Raw genomic sequence first — 17,949 nt, 5'->3', positions numbered from 1 at the left:
TTTCTGGCTAGTTGTACTTCGGGTTGTTGATCACCGGGATCTCGATGTTGATCGGCATCCGCAGTTCGGACATGTAGAAGAGCACGAACTGGCGGAGGAACTCGTCGAACAGCCAGTACGCCTCACGCGGCATGCCGACGTTGAGCAGGCCCTCGCGGATCTGTACGTACGGACCCCACGCCGTCTCGAGCAGCGGGCTCCACACGGGCTCCCGCGGGATCTGATACCAGTTGGCGACCTTGTCACCGAGCACGAATCGCGTGAGCGCCCCCAGGACGCCGCGCGAGATCAGCGAGAGGTCGAGGTTCATGCCGAGGTCGAGCAGCATGTCGGCGAGCTTGCGACCCTCGGGGGTCGGCGCCAGGATCGGGTCGAGGACCTGCTGCGCCTGCGAGTCGGCGGCGGCCCAGGAGGCGGGGATGTACTCGTCCTGGACGCCCAGCAGGCGAGCGGTGATCTGCCACGAATGCAGGAATCCGGCGGATTCGTCGGCCGCGATCGGGACGTTCCACTTGTCGAAGTTGCGCATGACGGTCGTCGGCAGGCTGTGCCAGGTGACCATGATGTCGGCCTGACTGATCGGCTTCTTCTCCGTCGCGCCGTGCACCCAGTGCGGCGACTGCGGCAGGAGGTGTCGCACGCCGGCGTGCGCCATACGGGTCTTCACGCAGGTCACGATCATCTCGCCGCCGGGCTGATAGGCGTTGAGCGATCCGATGTCGTATCCGAGCTTCGCGGTCTTGGTGATGCGGTCCTTGAGGTCCCATCCGCCCTTGGAGTAGTAGACCGACCGGGCCTCGCGCGGGATGACGGTGCTCATCATGCCGCTGGCGAAGCCGTACAGGACGCCGAGGTAGGTTCCGCGCTTCTGGTTGAATCGGACCGCGTCGGCCAGCTTGGCCTGGTCGGCCCACGCGGGCAGCTGACGAGCGTGCTCCATGAAGTCGCGCAGTTCCGAGGGCAGCCCGGCGGGCAGCGGCTGCGAGTTGCGATGCCACGTGCGCAGCAGGCGATTGACGTTGCGCACCTGCCCGCTGTCGATGACCTTGGCGATCACCGGGTCGGCCTCGTCGTCCCACAGCTGCCGCGGGTCCGCGCCGCGACCGCGGCCGGGCACCGAGTTCGCCGGCGACCACGTCCACGGCGTCGTCTGCGAGAGCGCCGCGACCGCACCGGCTGCGCCGACGACACCGCCCGCGCGTATCAGGTTCCGCCTGTTCAGATCTTCCATGACCCCGTCCCATCACTTCCATGTATCAATGTGACAAACAACGTATCCTTGTATCATTGTTACCACCGCGTGGTCCAGAACACACCTCTTTCGCGAATTTTGCGATCATGGAAGCTCATGCGGTCATGATGTGAGGAAGGGGGTGAGGCGAGTGACCACGCAGCCGTCCGGCGCTTCGCTGTCCAGCTCGCTTCTCCAGCGGGCGTTTCTCGAATCCGCGGCTCAATCCGACGAGGCCGCCGATCCCACCGCCGAACGTCTGCTCGACGCGGCCTTCGAACTCTTCTGCCGGCTGGGCGTGCAACGGACGCCGATGGAGAAGGTGGCGAAGAGCGCCGGCGTCACGAGAGTCACCCTGTATCGCAAGTTCGCCACCAAGGACGCCCTGGTCGACCAGGTGGTGCTCCGCGAGTTCCGTCGGTACTTCGACCGGTTCCGCGCGGAGATCCCCCGCGCCGACACCGTGGCCGACCGCGTCGTGGTCGGGTTCGTCGGTTCGCTGCGGGCGATCTCCGGCAACCCGCTGATCGGTGAGATCAGCGACGCCGAGCCCAGCATGCTGATCGAATCGATGATCGGCGGCGACGGCATGCTGCTCGCGACGGTCCAGCACTTCGTCGCCGCCCAGCTGCGCCGGGAACAGCTGGCGGGCAACATCTCCGACGAACTCGACGTCGATCTCGTGGCCGAGATGATGGTCCGCATCTCCGCGTCGTTCCTCACCGTGCCCAGCCGCGTCGTCGACATCACCGACGACGCGCAGCTCGCCACGGTGGCGCGCCAGTTCCTCGTACCGATGCTCAATCCCGCGCAGTAAACCGCCGAACCTGTAAAGATCAGAGCGCTCACCACATCTGAGGAGACTGACGATGCGCTCTTGGTCTGTGATCATCATCCTGGCCGTCTCACAGTTCGTGATGGTGCTCGACAGCACCGTGATGAACGTGTCCATCTCGGTCGTGGCCGACGACCTCGGGACCTCGATCACCGGCATGCAGGCCGCGATCACCTTCTACGCGCTGACGATGGCCGCCTTCATGCTGACCGGAGGCAAGCTCGGCGACTTGATGGGGCGCGCAAGAGCATTCAAGATCGGTGCGGTCATCTACGGCATCGGCTCGCTGACCACAGCGCTGAGTCCCAACCTGACCGTCCTGCTCATCGGCTGGTCACTCGTCGAGGGGCTGGGCGCGGTGCTCGTCATCCCCGCGATCGCATCGCTGGCCGCCATCAACTACACGGGCAAGGCCCGGGTCACCGCATTCTCGATCCTGGGCGCGGTCACCGGGCTGGCCGCCGCCGTCGGCCCGCTGCTCGGTGGCGTGATGACCACATACCTGTCGTGGCGCTACGTGTTCGTCGCCGAGACCGTCGTCATGGTGGCGGTCCTGTTCGCGGCCAAGCTGATTCGTGACGTACCCCGCGACCCGGAGGTACGCATCGACCCCCTCAGCGTCGTGGCATCCGCCGGCGGCCTGTCGCTGATCGTCTACGGCGTACTGCAATCGAAGACGTGGGGATGGCTGAAGCCGCAGCATCCACCGGAGATCGGCGGGGACGAGATCGCCCCGCTGGGCGTCTCCCCCGTGGCATACCTGTTGCTCGCCGGGGTCGTCGTGCTCTGGTTGTTCGTCCTGCGGCAGCGCACCCTGGCGACGTCCGGCCGCCAACCGCTGCTGCGTGTCGAACTCTTCCGCATCGCTGCTCTCCGAAGCGGACTCGGCGGTTTCCTCGCCCAGTACTTCGCGATCGCCGCCCTGTTCTTCGTGGTCCCCGTCTACCTGCAGACGATGCTCGGACGCGACGCACTGCAGACCGGGGTGAAGATCCTGCCGCTCTCGGTCGGGCTCGTCCTGTTCTCGATCCTTGGATCCTGGCTCACCGCACGGCGTTCCGCACGGTTCATCGCGCGCGGCGGACAGATCACGATGGCGCTGGGGACACTCCTCGTCATCGCCTCGGTGGGAATCGATCTGCGCAACGCCGCCTTCGCCGCGGGCATGTTCGTGGTCGGCGCCGGCTTCGGTCTGCTCGCTTCACAACTCGGCAACGTCAACATGTCCGCTGTCGAGGAGAAGGACACCTCGGAGGTCGGCGGCCTGCAGGGCACCTTCCAGAACCTGGGGTCGTCGTTCGGCACCGCGGTCGCGGGATCGGTCTTCCTGCTCATGCTGTCGTCGGGCTTCGTGTCGGCGGTCGACGACGCCGAGAACCTCTCCCCCACCGACCAACAACGCATCATCGCCGCCGTCGACGAGCAGGGAGTGCCGATCATCTCCGCCGACGAGGCGCGCACCCTCGTCCTCGACGCGGGCGGCTCGGAGGAGTCCGCACAGGCGGTGTCACAGGCCTATTCGGATTCGCAGATCGCGGCCCTGCAGCAGTCGCTGTTCGTCGTCTTCGGCCTGCTCGTGCTGGCGTTGCTGTTCTCGCGGCACCTGCCCAACCGGATACCGGAACCCGGCCCGGCGCTCGAACGGCAGTCGGCCGAGCCCGAGCCGGAATCCGGCTCCTAGTCGATCTTCTTCCTGATCGTCGCTTCCGTGTGCCGCACCGCCTGAGCGGCGAACGGTCCCACGACCTTGCCGAGGAGTTTGCCCGCCATACCGCCGGGGAGGTTGTAGTTGATCTCGACGTCGAGTTCGGTGCCCGATCCACCGTCCGCGTCGGCGAAACGCCACGTCGTGTTCGCGTCGAAACCCTCGACGGCCTTCAACTCGATGAGCTCGTTCTCGACGTAGTCGGTGCACTCGACCACCGACTTCAGTGTCTTCGGCCCGACGTCCATCGAGACCGCGAACTTCGCTCCGAGTCCGCTGGTCTTCTCCGTCGTCGGCTCGAACCGGGTGACTCCGAGCAGGTACTCCGGGACGTTCTGGTAACCGTCGATGTAGTCGAAGACCCGCTCGCGCGGCCTGTCGATCTTCGCCTGATGCCGTACCACTCCCACGATTCTCCCCGTTCGTCTCGTCCGGCCGACCATGCCGGTGCGGCCCTCCGCCTCGACCCTATGCGGTCACGGCCGCTGTCCTGAACATTCGACCCAGTTCGCGTCGCGAACGGCCACTCGGTCAGTACGCTTGGCCGATGACGGCCGGGTCCGGAGTCTCTCGAGTGGTACGTGTCCTCGTCGTCGCGACGGCCACCACCTTCCTCGCGACTGCCTGCGGCTCGGATCCAGCCGAGCCGGAAGCGAGTCCGGTCACCTGCGCCGAGATCCCCAACGGCGAGATGATCGACGCCCAGACGATGACGGCCGCACCCACCGACATCGCCACCAGACCGGAAGTCGCGTCCGGCTTCCGAACAGGGATGAGACCGGTCGTCACCGACACCTACGCAGCGGCAACCGCCAATCCGCTCGCGACCCGCGCGGCCTGCGAGGTGCTGCGCGACGGCGGGACGGCCGCCGACGCCCTGGTCACCGCGCAGATGGTGCTGGGACTCGTCGAGCCGCAATCCTCCGGGATCGGCGGAGGCGCCTTCGCGCTCTACTACGACGCGGGGTCGAAGAGCGTGCGGGCCTTCGACGGTCGCGAGACGGCGCCGGCGGCGGCCACCGAGACCTACCTGACCCGGATCGCCCCCAACGATCCCACCCCACCCGCGCCGAGTGCCAGCGCCTCGGGACGGTCCATCGGCGTGCCGGGCGTGCTGCGCATGCTCGAGATGGTCCATGCCGACTTCGGCGGACAACCATGGCGAGATCTGTTCGATCCGGCGATCGAATTGGCCGACAACGGGTTCGACATCAGCCCGCGGCTGGCGACCGCGATCGCCGCGTCGGCGGCCGAACTCGGTGCCGACGACGAGGCCCGCTCCTACTTCCTCGCGAGTGACGGCGCCGCGAAGCCGGCGGGCACGCGGCTCGTCAACCCCGCGTACGCCAAGACGCTCGGCGCCCTCGCCGCCGACGGCGCGGGCGCGATGTACGACGGGCCGCTCGCCCGAGCCATCGTCGCCGAGGCCGGCAGCACCGCGGGCGGCATGACACCGAGCCTGATGACCGAGCAGGATCTACGCGACTACCGTGCCATCGCCCGGGAGCCGGTGGTCACCACCTATCGGGGGCGACAGATCGTGGCCATGCCCGGACCGTCGTCCGGCGGGATCGCCGTCGCGTCGGCGCTGGGCATCCTGGCGAACTTCGATCTGCCGTCGATGCCGCCGTCCGATCTCGACGCCGACGGCGGGCGTCCCGACCCAGCCGCCGTGCACCTCGTCACCGAGGCCGAACGCCTCGCCTACGCCGATCGCGACAAGTATGTGGCCGACCCGGACTTCGTCCCGCTGCCCGGGCGCGGGGTCGCGACCATCCTCGATCCGGCCTATCTGCGGTCTCGGGCAGCGCTCATCTCACCCGACTCCTCGCTCGGCGAGGCGCCGGCGGGTGACCTCGGACCGGTGCCCCTGGGGTCGCACCCGGGCACCGAACACGGAACCAGTCACATCACCGTCGCCGACCGGTACGGCAACGTCGCCACGATGACGACGACCATCGAATCCGCCTTCGGCAGTTACCACATGGTCGACGGGTTCCTACTCAACAACGAGTTGACCGACTTCTCTGCCGAACCCCGCGACGACGACGGGACGCTGCTCGCCAACCGGGTCTCGCCGGGCAAGCGGCCGCGCTCGTCGATGGCGCCCACACTCGTTCTGCAGCCCGGCGCCGACGGAGCGCCGGCCGAGGTGGTCGCGGCCCTGGGTTCCCCCGGCGGGTCGGTGATCATCCAGTTCGTCATCAAGACGATCGTCGGGATGCTGGACTGGGGCCTCGATCCCCAGCAGGCCGTGTCGATGATCGACTTCGGCTCGGCCAACACCCCGACCTCCAACGTCGGCGGCGAACACCCGCTCGTCGACACCACGGACGACGGCGCACACGATCCGTTGGTCCGCGGCCTCCGGGAACGCGGAGCCGAGGTGTCGGTCGAGGAACAGTCGAGCGGGCTCAGCGCCCTGCTGCGACACGGCGGCGGCTGGATCGGCGGCGCCGATCCGCGCCGCGAGGGCGCGGTGATGGGCGACAACGCGACGCTGCGGTAGACCATCGCGCCACGGGTTTTCGGGAAACGGCGTTGCCTCGACCGGTTCCGAGGGGCACTAGTTTTCCTCGGCGTCACATGGGGGCAATCGGGCGCATACACCCAGCTCATAGCGTCGAAGCGCTCGCAATTGCGACAAACGGCGTACCGACGTCGTCGTGCGCCCCCGCGCACAGGGGGCCCAGATCATCCAGGAGTGTCCATGAGTGGCAGCATGTCCCGCCGACAGGCGATCGAGGCCGTGACGACCTACGACGTGTCGGCGCCGGGGTTCACCGAACCCCTCGCAGACACGTTCGGGCGCAATGTGTTCAGCCTGTCGGTCATGAAGAAGCGGCTGCCCAAGCACGTTTTCAAAGCGGTCGCCGCGACCGTCGACACCGGCTGCGCGCTCGACCCCACCCTCGCCGACTACGTCGCGGTGGCCATGAAGGACTGGGCCATCGAGAAGGGCGCCACCCACTACGCCCACGTCTTCTACCCGCTCACCGGTTTCACGGCCGAGAAACACGACTCGTTCCTCGAACCCGATTCCACCGGCGCATCGCTCGCCGAGTTCGCGGGCAAGACGCTGCTGCAGGGCGAGCCCGACGCGTCGAGCTTCCCCAACGGCGGTCTGCGCGGCACCTTCGAAGCCCGCGGCTACACGGGCTGGGACGTCACCAGTCCCGCGTACATCCTGGAGAACCCGAACGGCAACACCCTCTGCATCCCGACGATCTTCATCTCGTGGACCGGCGAGGCCCTCGACAAGAAGACCCCGCTCCTGCGCAGCCAACAGGCCATGAGCAAGCAGGCCATGCGGTTGCTCCGCCTCTTCGGCCACGACGACGTCGACACCGTCGTCTCCTACGCCGGCGCCGAGCAGGAGTACTTCCTGATCGACGAGCACTTCTTCTATGCGCGACCAGATCTCATGACCTGCAACCGAACCCTGTTCGGCGCACCGCCGTCGAAGGGCCAGGAGTTCGACGACCACTACTTCGGTGCCATCCCGGAACGCGTGCTGTCGTTCATGATCGAACTCGACCGCGAGCTGTTCAAGCAGGGGATCCCGGCGAAGACCCGGCACAACGAGGTCGCGCCCGGCCAGTTCGAGATCGCACCGGTCTTCGAGCGGTCGGTCCTCGCCCACGACCATCAGCAGCTGATGATGACCACGATGAAGGCCGTCGCCGAGAAGTACGGTATGAAATGCCTGCTGCACGAGAAGCCGTTCTCCGGCGTCAACGGTTCGGGCAAGCACGTCAACTTCTCGCTCGGCAACGCCAATCAGGGCAACCTGCTCAATCCCGGCGACACCCCGCACGAGAACATGCAGTTCCTGACCTTTTGCGGCGCGATCATCCGCTCGGTGCACCTCTACGGCGGGCTCCTCCGCGCGGCGGTCGCGTCGGCGTCGAACGATCATCGTCTCGGCGCCAATGAGGCTCCGCCGGCGATCATCTCGATCTTCCTCGGCGACCAGCTGATGGACGTCTTCGAGCAGATCGCCAAGGGCGGCGCCACCGGTTCCAAGGCCGCGGGGGTCATCGAACTCGGGGTCGACACCCTGCCGCCCCTCAAAGCCGATCCGGGGGATCGCAACCGCACCAGCCCCTTCGCGTTCACCGGCAACCGATTCGAGTACCGCGCACCGGGTTCCAATCAGTCGATCTCCGATCCCATGGTCGCCATCAACACGATCCTCGCCGACTCCATCGACTTCATCGCCTCGGACCTCGAGAAGCTCCTCGCCGACGGTCTCGAACTCGCGGACGCCGTCCAGAAGGTGTTGCAGGAGATCGCCAATGCCCACGGCTCGGTCATCTTCAACGGCAACGGCTACTCCGACGAATGGCAGGAAGAGGCCGCCGCCCGCGGACTGAAGAACCTACGGACGACGGTCGACGCGGTGACGGAGTACACCTCGCCGGACGTCGTCGAGATCTTCGAGAAGTACGGCGTGCTGTCGGCCCGCGAACTCGAGGCCCGCGAGGACGTCATCTTCGAGTACTACGCGCTCACCCTCCTCGTCGAGGCCAAGGAGACCGCGGAGATCGCCAAGACGATGATCATGCCGGCCGCGATCCGGTACCAGGGTGAGCTCGCCGGGACGGCGGCGTCGCTCAAGATGGCCGGAATCGAGGCTCCCACACCGTTGCTCGAGGAACTGACCGGACTGATCAGCACGTTGCACGACGGGTTGACGGCCCTCGATGCCGGTATCGCCGGCATGCACGGCGAGTCCACCTTCGAGGAGTCGAAGTACGCGCTGGAGAAACTGGTCCCGGCCATGGCCGCGGTCCGCGAGGTCGCCGACACCCTCGAGTCCATCGTCGCCGACGATCTGTGGCCGCTGCCGACCTACAACGAGATGCTCACGATTCTCTGATCCCGCATCGTCGACACGCCCCTTGCGCATCGCGCAGGGGGCGTGTTGTTGCGCGCCTGGAGTTGTGTGGCGTGACGCCCAGCCGCACACCCGCATTTGTATCTCTACCCTCCCGTGAGGGTAGAGTTGGTCCGTCCTGCGGGGCGGCGTCGGCCGTCGGAATCGCCCGACGCCCGCGAGGGTGGGTGACCCCTTCCGCGACAGACGTTTCCGTTACCTCACGAAAGTCGAGACGCCGATGACGGCCGAGGTGCTGACTCCTGCCCGACAACAGTCGGTGCTGGCGACCCTGCGCTCCCCGCGGCGCCTGCGTACCGAGGTCCTCGCCGGTCTCGTGGTGGCGCTCGCGCTCATCCCCGAGGCCATCTCGTTCTCGATCATCGCCGGGGTCGACCCGCGGGTGGGCCTGTTCGCCTCGTTCACGATGGCGGTGACGATCGCCATCGTCGGCGGCCGTCCGGCGATGATCTCCGCCGCCACCGGGGCGGTGGCGCTGGTGGTGGCCCCCCTGGTCGCCAGTCACGGCCTGGATCACCTGATCGCCGCGGTGCTCCTCGCCGGGGTCATCCAGATCGTCCTCGGCGCAGTGGGTGTCGCCCGTCTGATGCGGTTCATCCCGCGCAGCGTGATGGTCGGATTCGTCAACGCACTGGCCATCCTCATCTTCACGGCTCAACTCCCCCACCTGCTGGGGGTGCCGTGGCTGGTCTATCCCCTCGTCGCGGCGGGGCTTGCGATCATCGTCGGTCTGCCGCGGCTCACCACGGCGATCCCATCACCACTCGTCGCGATCGTGCTGCTCACTGCGGTCACGCTCGCGGTCGGGTTCTCCGTCCCCGACGTCGGCGACGAGGGCGACCTGCCGGACAGTCTGCCCACGTTGTTCTTTCCCGACGTCCCGCTGAACTGGGAGACGCTGTCGGTCATCGCGCCCTACGCCTTCACCATGGCACTCGTCGGCCTCCTCGAATCGCTGATGACCGCCAAGCTCGTCGACGACCTCACGGACACCCACTCCGACAAGACGCGTGAAGCCACCGGTCAGGGCATCGCCAACATCGTGACCGGTCTCTTCGGCGGCATGGGCGGGTGCGCGATGATCGGCCAGACCATGATCAACGTCAAGGAGTCCCGGGCCCGCACCCGCATCTCGACGTTTCTGGCCGGACTCTTCCTGCTCATCCTGGTCGTCGGGCTGGGTGACATCGTCGCGCTGATCCCGATGGCCGCGCTCGTCGCCGTCATGATCATGGTGTCGGTCGGCACCCTGGATTGGCACAGCGTCAACCCGAAGACCCTGCGGCGCATGCCGAAGAGCGAGACGGCCGTGATGCTCGCGACCGTCGTCGTCACCGTGACCACCCACAATCTCGCGTACGGGGTGATCGTGGGCGTCCTGACGGCGATGGTCCTGTTCGCGCGCCGGGTCGCCCACTTCACGGAGGTGGTCGATGTCGCCGATCCCGAACCCGGAACCCGCGTCTACGCGGTGCGGGGCGAGTTGTTCTTCGCGTCCAGCAACGACCTCGTGTACCAGTTCGACTATGTCGGCGACCCGGACGACGTCGTCATCGACATGAGCGGCGCACACATCTGGGACGCGTCGACGGTCGCTACGCTCGATGCCGTCACCACCAAGTACGCAGCCAAGGGCAAGACCGCCACCATCGTCGGCCTCGACGACCACAGCGCCGAGCGTCATCGACGCCTCAGCGGACAGCTCGGCGGCGAGGGCTGACCGGGTAGAGAGGACAGGTCGTGACCGACGACGGGACCGACACCGCCGAGCACCTGCAGATCGGCACGGTGGCAACGGAAACCGGGTTGTCCATCAAGACGATCCGCCACTACGACGAGGTCGGTCTGGTCGTCCCGTCCGCCCGCTCGGCCGGGCGCTTCCGGCTGTACACCCGGGCCGACATCGATCGGCTGTTCGTGATCCGGCGGATGAAGCCACTCGGTTTCACCCTCGACGACATGCGCGCACTCCTGCATGCCGAGAGCGTCCTCGACGACTCCGACGCGGCGCCGGCGGACCGGCGGGCGGCGCTCGAGGCGGTCGCGGAGTTCCGGCAGCGCGCACGACTGGCGTGCGAGAAGCTCGAGCGGCAACTGGAATATGCGCACGAACTCACCGCTCAGCTGTCGGATCGACTGACCGATCCGGCGTGATCCGGCCGGGCACGTGGGCCCTACCCCAGCGGCCACCGGGTGCCGGTGCGGGCCTCGGCCTCGGTCCAGAGTCGACCGGCCAGCTCGTAGTCGCACGCCGCGAGCGATCGGCCCGACAGCACCGGTCGGCCGCGCAGTCCCCACGGTCCGTCGACCCCCACGTAGCTGCCCGGCGGGATCGGCTCGGTCAGGCAATGCAGGGTGGGTGCCGCGCCGGCGTCGAGATCGTTGCCGACGACACCCGCCAGGCCCTGCGCCGCGCGGTGCAGAACGCCCAGGCCCGGCTTGTTCGAGATGTTCGACGCGGCCCAGCCGGGATCGGTGAGCATCGAGGTCACCGGCGACCCGACGTCGCGCAACCGTCGGTCGAGTTCGAGACCCCACAGCATCACCGCGAGTTTCGACCCGGTGTAGGCCCGCGGCGACGACCACCGGGTGCGTCGGAGGTCCAGGTCGGCGGGGTCGATGCGGGCGCGGCGATGCCCCTCCGAACCCACGGACACGATCTGCCGCCTGATGCGTGGCAGGAGCAGGTTGGTCAGGGCGAACGGCCCGAGGAAATTGGTGCCCATCCCGAGTTCGAATCCGTCCCGCGTCGTCCGATGCTGATGCGGGAACATGCCGGCGTTGTTGACCAGCACATCGATCGGGCCGTCGAGTTCCTCGACGAAGGTCCGCACCGAGGCGAGGTCGGCGAGATCGAGCCGGATCACCTCGCAGTCACCGCCGAATTCCCGTGCGCGCCGGGCGCCGAGATCGGTGTCGCGGACGGCCAGGACCACCTGCACACCGGCCCGGGCGAGCGCGCGGGCGGTGGCCATCCCGATACCGTTCGTCGCACCGGTGACGACGACCCGCGAGCCGGTCAGGTCGGACAGGGACTTCGACGATGAGGGCATGGGCGCCACGGTACCCACCGGCCGGCCGGGCGGGGTGGCACTCGGTCGGGGTGGGACTCGGGGGCGCAGCGACTCTCACCGAACGCGCAGGGACAGCGCCACGACGAGACGCGTCGCCGGGTCGTCGAGATCCATCCCGGTCAGGGTCTGCACTCGACGGATGCGGTAGCGCAAGGTGTTCGGATGGACGTGCAGCGCCGCCGCTGCCGCGCGGACGTCACCGAAATGGTCGAGGTAGGCGCGCAACGACGCGGTGAACTCGCTGCCGCTGCGAGTATCGAGATCCGCGAGCCCGGCGACCCGGCTGTCGACGAGATCGGGGTTCTCCGAGAGCAATCCGATGATCTCGGCGAGCAGCACCCCGGTGCGGGATCGCTCGACGGTGGTGACGTCGTCGATCAGGTCGGCGTCGCGACCGGCGGCGTCCAGGACACGATCGATCGCAGAGCGCAGATCGGTTGCGGCGGCGATGGTGTCGGGGCCGGCGACGACCGCGCGTGCCGGCACGCCGAATTGGCGGTCGGCGGCGTCGACGGAGATCCGCGCCCACGTGACGGCGTCGTCGAGCGGGACGCCTGGGAGCACGACGTACGCGCGGTCACCGATCGTGACCGTGACCGACAGCGGACTGAAAGCGCTGGCGTGCAGCATGAGTGCCGAGACCTGCCCGGCGCGGATGCCGTCGGGGGCCGTGAACCCCACGACCGTCACCGTGGCGGTCGGCGCGATGCCGAGCTGGGCGGCGAGGTGGTCTGTGTCGACCGGGACTCCGCCGACACCGAGGAGTCGCCGGACCCGCTGATCGTGGTCGGAGCCTGCCGAACGCCGTCGCGAGATCACCCGGGCCGCCACAGCTGCGGCGCCGACGAGTACCTCGTCGGTGTCGCGGGCCGGCGGGCGCGACCCCTCCTGCAGCCAGACGACCCCCATCAGGACGTCGGAGCGATCGCTGTGTGGGCCCGACGCCGGACGGATGGCGACCGCGCGACGCGGCCGAAGTCCGAGATCGGTGCGTGCGTCGACCATCACGACTCCGGACGACTTCCGGACCGCGTCCATCACGCCCCACTCCCGCAACCAGGCCAGCATCTCCGGCGGCCCCTCGCGGCCCAGGATCGACAGTCTGCGCAACTCGTCGGCCTCCTCGCCAGCCGAGCTGTAGGCGAGGACGTGCGCGTGCTCGTCCTCGATGCTCACCAGACCACCGGTCCGGCGGGCGACCTCCGCGGCGAGCTCGAACAGGTCGCCGGTGCTTCCCGACTCCATGGACTCGCCGCTCCCGACCGCGCCGCGTGCGGCGTCGAGCACCCGGGTGACGAGGTTGTAGATGCGTTCCCAGCGGGCGTGCGGATCGATGGCGATGACCGCGATGCCCAGTCGATCGGCGAGGCCGACCAGGGTCTGTGCGGGGTTCTTGGCCAGTACGGCGACCGGGCGGTGCGCCCCGAGGCCGCCGAGCCACTCCACGACGACGTCGTCGGCGAGTCCGACCAGGAGGAACAGGTCGGCGGATCGGGCGGCGTGCCCGAGCCCGTAGTGCACGTCGTCGGCGTCGACCATCGCCATCGTCGACACCGGCGCGTCGAGACCGCGGGGCGACGAGACCAGGGTCGCGACGGTCTGGTCAAGGGCGAGGACCAACCGCCCGAGCGCGATACCGGCAGTCTTGTCCATACGGACAAGACTAAGAGACCCACCTCGGCTGATCGGCCATATCGCGACGTCGAAAGGGACGGTGGACTGAGGTCATGGATGCCATCACCACTCCCCCTCGACCGTCGAACGAACCCGTCCACAGCTATGCCCCCGGTTCGCCCGAGCGTGCGCGCATCGTCGACGAGCTGGCGCTACAGTCGCATGCCGGCCGCCGCGAGTTCCCGCACATCATCGGCGGCCACCTGAGCCTCGGGGCGGGTGAGGAGATCGACGTCGTCCAGCCCCACGCACACCGCGAGGTACTCGGCTTCATCACCAACGCCACCCACGACGACGCCCGCGCCGCGGTGGACGCCGCTCGCGCCGCCGCCCCCGACTGGGCTCACACGAGCTTCGACGACCGCGCGGCCGTGATCCTGCGCGCCGCCGAGCTGCTGGCCGGGCCGTGGCGCGAGCGGATCGCGGCGGCGACGATGCTCGGTCAGTCGAAGTCGGTGCAGCAGGCCGAGATCGACGCCCCTTGCGAGCTCGTCGACTTCTGGCGGTTCAACGTCGCCTTCGCGCGTGAGATCCTCGCCGAGCAACCGGAGTCGTCGCCCGGGGTGTGGAACCGGCTTGACCACCGTCCACTGGACGGGTTCGTCTACGCCGTGACCCCGTTCAACTTCACCGCCATCGCCGCCAATCTGCCCACCGCCCCCGTGTTGATGGGCAACACCGTCGTCTGGAAGCCCTCCCCCACCCAGGCGTACTCCGCGCAGCTGACCATGGCGCTGCTCGAGGCCGCCGGATTACCGCCCGGGGTGATCAACCTCGTCCACGGCGACGGTGCCGCGGTCTCGGACGTCGTTCTCGCCGACGAGGATCTGGCCGGGATCCATTTCACCGGGTCGACGAGGACGTTCCGTCATCTGTGGCGTGAGGTCGGTGCCAACATCGAGCACTACCGGAACTACCCGCGCCTCGTCGGCGAGACCGGTGGCAAGGACTTCATCGTCGCGCACGCCTCGGCCGAACCTCATGCGTTGCGAACGGCGTTGACGCGCGGCGCTTTCGAGTACCAGGGACAGAAGTGTTCGGCGGCGTCGCGCGCGTATGTCGCCAGGTCGGTGTGGGAGCGGATGGGTGACGAGTTCCTCGGCGAGGCCGACGAACTCGCCTATGGCGACGTCCGAGATCTGACGAACTTCGGTGGTGCGGTGATCGATCGGCGCGCGTTCGACAAGCAGGTCGCGGCCATCGACCGGGCCAAGTCGTCGGCGTCGCTGACCGTCGCGGTCGGCGGCGTCTGCGATGACACCGAGGGGTACTTCGTCCGACCCACGGTCTTGGTGTCCGACGACCCGACCGACGAGGCGTTCGCCATAGAGTACTTCGGTCCGATCCTCGCGGTTCACGTCTACGACGACGCCGACTACGAGAACATTCTCGGCCTGGTCGATTCGACGGCGCAGTACGCACTCACGGGGTCGGTCATGGCGACCGATGTCGCCGCGGTCGCGCTCGCCTCCGACCGGCTGCGGAACGCGGCGGGCAACTTCTACGTCAATGACAAGCCCACCGGCGCGGTGGTCGGGCAGCAACCCTTCGGCGGCGGCCGGGCGTCGGGAACCAACGACAAAGCCGGGTCGAAGCAGAACCTGATGCGCTGGACCTCGACCCGCACGATCAAGGAGACCTTCTCACCTCCCACCACCTCGTCGTACCCGCACATGGTCGCCGACTGGACGGCGCTGTGATGGGGTCCGTCTTCGACACCGTGCTGCGGCCCGCGATCGTCGCGGCATCGCGCAGCGAGCGGATCAAGGACGCGTCCCAGCGGTGGCCGGTCACCGGACGAGTGGTCCGCCGATTCGTGCCGGGCGAGTCGCTCGACGCCGCCATGGCCGCCGTCGGGGCCGAACTCGCCGACGGACTCTCCGTCTCGGTCGACTTCCTGGGCGAGGACACCCTCGACGAATCCCAGGCGGACGCCACGGTGACCGCGTATCTGGCTCTGCTCAAGTCTCTGTCGGGACGCCGTCCGGCACCTGCCGGGTCGTTGGAGGTGTCGCTGAAGCTGACCGCGCTCGGTCTCGCACTGCCGGAGCACGGCGCGAAGATCGCCGAGGAGAACGCGCGCACGATCGTCGAGGCGGCCGATGGCCTGGACGTCGTGGTCACCGTGGACGCCGAGGATCACACCACCGTCGACCAGCGGCTGGCGATCGTGCGGTCGTTGCGCTCCGAGTTCCCGGAGACCGGGACCGTGCTGCAGGCCTGCCTGCGCCGCACCGAGGACGACTGCGCCGAATTCGCGGCGTCGGGCGCCCGAATCCGGTTGTGTAAAGGCGCTTATGCCGAACCGCCCGCGGTCGCGTTCACCGACCGCCGCCAGGTCGACGACAGCTATCAGCGGTGCCTCCGGATACTGATGAAGGGCTCCGGTTATCCGATGGTCGCCAGCCACGACCCCAGGATGATCGACGCCGCGAGAATCCTCGCCGACGAATTCGGTCGCGCGCCGGACAGCTGGGAACACCAGATGCTGTACGGAATACGGGCCGACGAGCAGCGCCGGTTGGCAGCCGCCGGCGCATGCGTCCGGGTCTACATCCCCTACGGCGAGCAGTGGTACGGGTACCTGGTCCGACGCCTGGCCGAACGTCCGGCGAACCTGGGGTTCTTTCTGCGCGCGCTGGCCGGATGAGGCCCCCCGACCAGTCGACTGTGCGTCGGTTTTCGTTGACTGTGCGGCACTGGGCCACTGCTTCCGGATCCGAAACGCTGGATCTGCGGTTGCCGGAGCGCTGAAAGCCGCCCGCTGGGTCGAGCACAGCAACTACCAGAGGGCGGTGGGCCGGCGACCGCCAGACTTCAACTCGACCGGCAGACTTCGATCGAGGTCTGGGAGTCGAGTTGAAGTCTGTCGGTCACAATTCGGGCAGATACGCGAGATAGTCCCGCCGGCTGAGGTCCAGTGCGCTCCTTGGCAGCACCACACCGCCGGCGCGCGACGAAACTCAGCCCGAATCCCCTCGGACTGCCTTGATCGAATATTGGCCAGGATCCGAGATCATGCGTGACTGAAGTGCGACCACTGTCGACGATTGCTGCACAGTCAACGCAAATCGACTCACAGTCAACGAAAAACACTGCACAGCGGACGAATTCGCGCGTCTCGCGCCTGTGGAAAACCCTCGAAATCGAACGAATGTTCGGGTACCTTGGAGTCATGCCAGAGCTAGCCACTCTCCTCGATCAACTCATCGGAACCACCCCACCCACCGACGACCCAACGGGCAGAGCAACATTCGACGCCCTCGACATGTGGTGCCTGATCCGCAACCTCGCAGACCACCAGATCGCCACGCACGCAGCGCAACTCGACGCCCTCGGAGTCGCACAGAAGACCGGTAGCACCACCAAGAAGCTGCTGATCGAGTCTGGACATGCGCCGGCCTCCGCCCTCCGCACCATGCGGAGTGTCGACGCCCTGCCCAACCTGCCCGCTTTGGCGCGTCATGCCGCCGATGGGAGACTGTCCAGCGAGGTCGTCGACGCCATCGTCCGCGGCATGAACGAGCTCGATAGACGTTGTGGTGAGGCGCTTTCCGGCGACGAGCGCTCGCGGTTTGAGATCGAACTCATCGCCCAAGCACTATCCGGTGCAACACCGACTGAGGTGCTCAAGCATGCTCACGTCATCGGCAACGCTCTCGCCGATGCTTGTGGCGCAGGAATCCGAGCGTCGGACGATGCAAGCTTGAACTCGGTGAACGCACACACCACCGACGACGGCCGCGTCGAAGTCCGCGCCGACCTCACCCAGGTCGTGGGCGAGAAGTTCCTGACGATGATCGATGAGCGCTCGTGCCCCAGGCCCGAACCCGACGGCACCGAAGATCGACGAACCGCCGAGCAGCGCCGTGCCGACGCTTTCGAGTTGATCCTCGACCAAGCAGCGATCGGCGCGACCATCGACACCGTCGGAAGCCCACGCACGCAACTGATGCTGACCATCCCCGCGACCGGAGAACTCGCAACGCTGCCGTGGACCGGATCGGTCAGCCATGCCACCGCGAAACTAGCGTCGTGCGACGGCTCGCTGACCGAGATCATCCTCGATAGTGAGGGCGTACCGCTGCAGATGGGTCACACCCGCCGGTTGTACCCGTCACACCTACGCAAAGCGATCATCGTGCGCGACGCCTGCTGCATCAAATGCGGTGCACCACCGTCACATACCCAGGTGCACCACATCAAGTCGTGGGCCGACGGTGGACCCACCGACCTCGACAACGGCTGTTTGCTGTGTCAGCGCTGCCATACGCAGGTCCACCACCACGGCTGGGACATCGTGATGGGTTTCGACCGCCATCCCTGGCTTGTCCCACCCGCCAGTATTGACCCGCAACGCCGACCACTACCCGCCTACAACAGACGCACCATGCGACTCGACGACGCCGCCTGACCGGCCCTCCGACACACACTTTCGCGCAGCACCTTTTCGCACCCGGCCATCGCCCGGGACCGCGTCCGTCCCTTGACAACTCCACAGTGGGATTGCTGGTGTTCAGCACGTTGCGC

Annotated in this window: 13 protein-coding genes; 9 read left to right on the top strand and 4 right to left on the bottom strand. The window is 67.5% G+C overall.

Going from position 1 to position 17,949, the window contains the following annotated elements; translation table 11 throughout:
• Positions 1-7: 7 nt before the first annotated feature.
• Positions 8-1,231 (bottom strand): oxygenase MpaB family protein, encoded by a 1,224-nt coding sequence (locus LEL84_RS21485; RefSeq protein ID WP_058251559.1) that lies wholly within the window; start codon positions 1,229-1,231, stop codon positions 8-10.
• A 151-nt stretch (positions 1,232-1,382) separates the two neighbouring features.
• Here LEL84_RS21485 and LEL84_RS21480 point away from each other — a divergent pair, with 151 nt between their 5' ends.
• Both LEL84_RS21480 and LEL84_RS21475 read left to right on the top strand, forming a co-directional pair.
• Positions 1,383-2,048 carry a TetR/AcrR family transcriptional regulator gene (locus LEL84_RS21480; protein WP_068972455.1) on the top strand — a complete coding sequence of 222 codons (666 nt, stop codon included), beginning with the start codon at positions 1,383-1,385 and terminating at the stop codon, positions 2,046-2,048.
• Positions 2,049-2,100: 52 nt separating this feature from the next.
• Positions 2,101-3,747, top strand: a complete 1,647-nt coding sequence (locus tag LEL84_RS21475; RefSeq protein WP_078113414.1) for an MFS transporter — start codon at positions 2,101-2,103, stop codon at positions 3,745-3,747.
• Here LEL84_RS21475 and LEL84_RS21470 read toward each other — a convergent pair.
• A complete protein-coding gene (locus tag LEL84_RS21470) occupies positions 3,744-4,181 on the bottom strand; it encodes an SRPBCC family protein (protein WP_078113415.1) in 438 nt (145 codons plus the stop codon). The two genes, LEL84_RS21475 and LEL84_RS21470, sit on opposite strands and share 4 nt — an antisense overlap.
• A gap of 137 nt (positions 4,182-4,318) precedes the next feature.
• Between LEL84_RS21470 and LEL84_RS21465 the strand changes: the two genes are divergently transcribed.
• The 4 genes from LEL84_RS21465 (at position 4,319) to LEL84_RS21450 (ending at position 10,825) form a co-directional block, all read left to right on the top strand.
• Positions 4,319-6,280 carry a gamma-glutamyltransferase family protein gene (locus tag LEL84_RS21465; protein ID WP_139363041.1) on the top strand — a complete coding sequence of 654 codons (1,962 nt, stop codon included), beginning with the start codon at positions 4,319-4,321 and terminating at the stop codon, positions 6,278-6,280.
• Positions 6,281-6,481: 201 nt separating this feature from the next.
• Positions 6,482-8,653 carry a glutamine synthetase III gene (locus tag LEL84_RS21460; RefSeq protein WP_137808959.1) on the top strand — a complete coding sequence of 724 codons (2,172 nt, stop codon included), beginning with the start codon at positions 6,482-6,484 and terminating at the stop codon, positions 8,651-8,653.
• Positions 8,654-8,891: 238 nt separating this feature from the next.
• On the top strand, positions 8,892-10,391 hold the full coding sequence (locus LEL84_RS21455; protein ID WP_078113463.1) for a SulP family inorganic anion transporter: 1,500 nt from the start codon (positions 8,892-8,894) through the stop codon (positions 10,389-10,391).
• A gap of 20 nt (positions 10,392-10,411) precedes the next feature.
• The gene (locus LEL84_RS21450; protein WP_058251565.1) at positions 10,412-10,825 is read left to right on the top strand and encodes a MerR family transcriptional regulator; all 414 of its coding nucleotides are present in this window, start codon (positions 10,412-10,414) and stop codon (positions 10,823-10,825) included.
• Positions 10,826-10,845: 20 nt separating this feature from the next.
• Here the strand turns inward: LEL84_RS21450 and LEL84_RS21445 are convergent, their stop codons facing one another.
• Positions 10,846-11,724 (bottom strand): SDR family NAD(P)-dependent oxidoreductase, encoded by an 879-nt coding sequence (locus LEL84_RS21445; protein WP_137811479.1) that lies wholly within the window; start codon positions 11,722-11,724, stop codon positions 10,846-10,848.
• Between the two features lie 75 nt (positions 11,725-11,799).
• Positions 11,800-13,398, bottom strand: a complete 1,599-nt coding sequence (locus LEL84_RS21440; protein ID WP_078113421.1) for a PucR family transcriptional regulator — start codon at positions 13,396-13,398, stop codon at positions 11,800-11,802.
• Positions 13,399-13,472: 74 nt separating this feature from the next.
• Between LEL84_RS21440 and pruA the strand changes: the two genes are divergently transcribed.
• The 3 genes from pruA to LEL84_RS21425 all read left to right on the top strand — a co-directional run bounded on the left by pruA (position 13,473) and on the right by LEL84_RS21425 (position 17,833).
• Positions 13,473-15,119, top strand: a complete 1,647-nt coding sequence (pruA, locus tag LEL84_RS21435; RefSeq protein ID WP_078113422.1) for an L-glutamate gamma-semialdehyde dehydrogenase — start codon at positions 13,473-13,475, stop codon at positions 15,117-15,119.
• Entirely contained in the window at positions 15,119-16,069 is a 951-nt protein-coding gene (locus LEL84_RS21430; protein WP_165630376.1) for a proline dehydrogenase family protein, read from the top strand. Before pruA ends, LEL84_RS21430 begins: the two co-directional genes overlap by 1 nt.
• Positions 16,070-16,573: 504 nt before the next feature.
• Positions 16,574-17,833: an HNH endonuclease signature motif containing protein gene (locus tag LEL84_RS21425; RefSeq protein WP_226512734.1), complete on the top strand. Its 1,260-nt coding sequence runs from the start codon at positions 16,574-16,576 to the stop codon at positions 17,831-17,833.
• Positions 17,834-17,949: the final 116 nt, after the last annotated feature.

Origin of the sequence: Gordonia sp. WA4-43 (genome assembly GCF_020520305.1) — a bacterium.
Classification (GTDB): domain Bacteria; phylum Actinomycetota; class Actinomycetes; order Mycobacteriales; family Mycobacteriaceae; genus Gordonia; species Gordonia hongkongensis.
This window is presented reverse-complemented; position numbering and strand designations above follow the sequence as displayed.

Coding starts and splice junctions, on each gene's coding strand:
- LEL84_RS21485 (WP_058251559.1), bottom strand. CDS start 1,231: ATGGAAGATCTGAACAGGCGGAACCTGATACGCGCGGGCGGTGTCGTC.
- LEL84_RS21475 (WP_078113414.1), top strand. CDS start 2,101: ATGCGCTCTTGGTCTGTGATCATCATCCTGGCCGTCTCACAGTTCGTG.
- LEL84_RS21465 (WP_139363041.1), top strand. CDS start 4,319: ATGACGGCCGGGTCCGGAGTCTCTCGAGTGGTACGTGTCCTCGTCGTC.
- LEL84_RS21460 (WP_137808959.1), top strand. CDS start 6,482: ATGAGTGGCAGCATGTCCCGCCGACAGGCGATCGAGGCCGTGACGACC.
- LEL84_RS21455 (WP_078113463.1), top strand. CDS start 8,892: ATGACGGCCGAGGTGCTGACTCCTGCCCGACAACAGTCGGTGCTGGCG.
- LEL84_RS21445 (WP_137811479.1), bottom strand. CDS start 11,724: ATGCCCTCATCGTCGAAGTCCCTGTCCGACCTGACCGGCTCGCGGGTC.
- LEL84_RS21440 (WP_078113421.1), bottom strand. CDS start 13,398: ATGGACAAGACTGCCGGTATCGCGCTCGGGCGGTTGGTCCTCGCCCTT.
- pruA (WP_078113422.1), top strand. CDS start 13,473: ATGGATGCCATCACCACTCCCCCTCGACCGTCGAACGAACCCGTCCAC.
- LEL84_RS21430 (WP_165630376.1), top strand. CDS start 15,119: ATGGGGTCCGTCTTCGACACCGTGCTGCGGCCCGCGATCGTCGCGGCA.
- LEL84_RS21425 (WP_226512734.1), top strand. CDS start 16,574: ATGTTCGGGTACCTTGGAGTCATGCCAGAGCTAGCCACTCTCCTCGAT.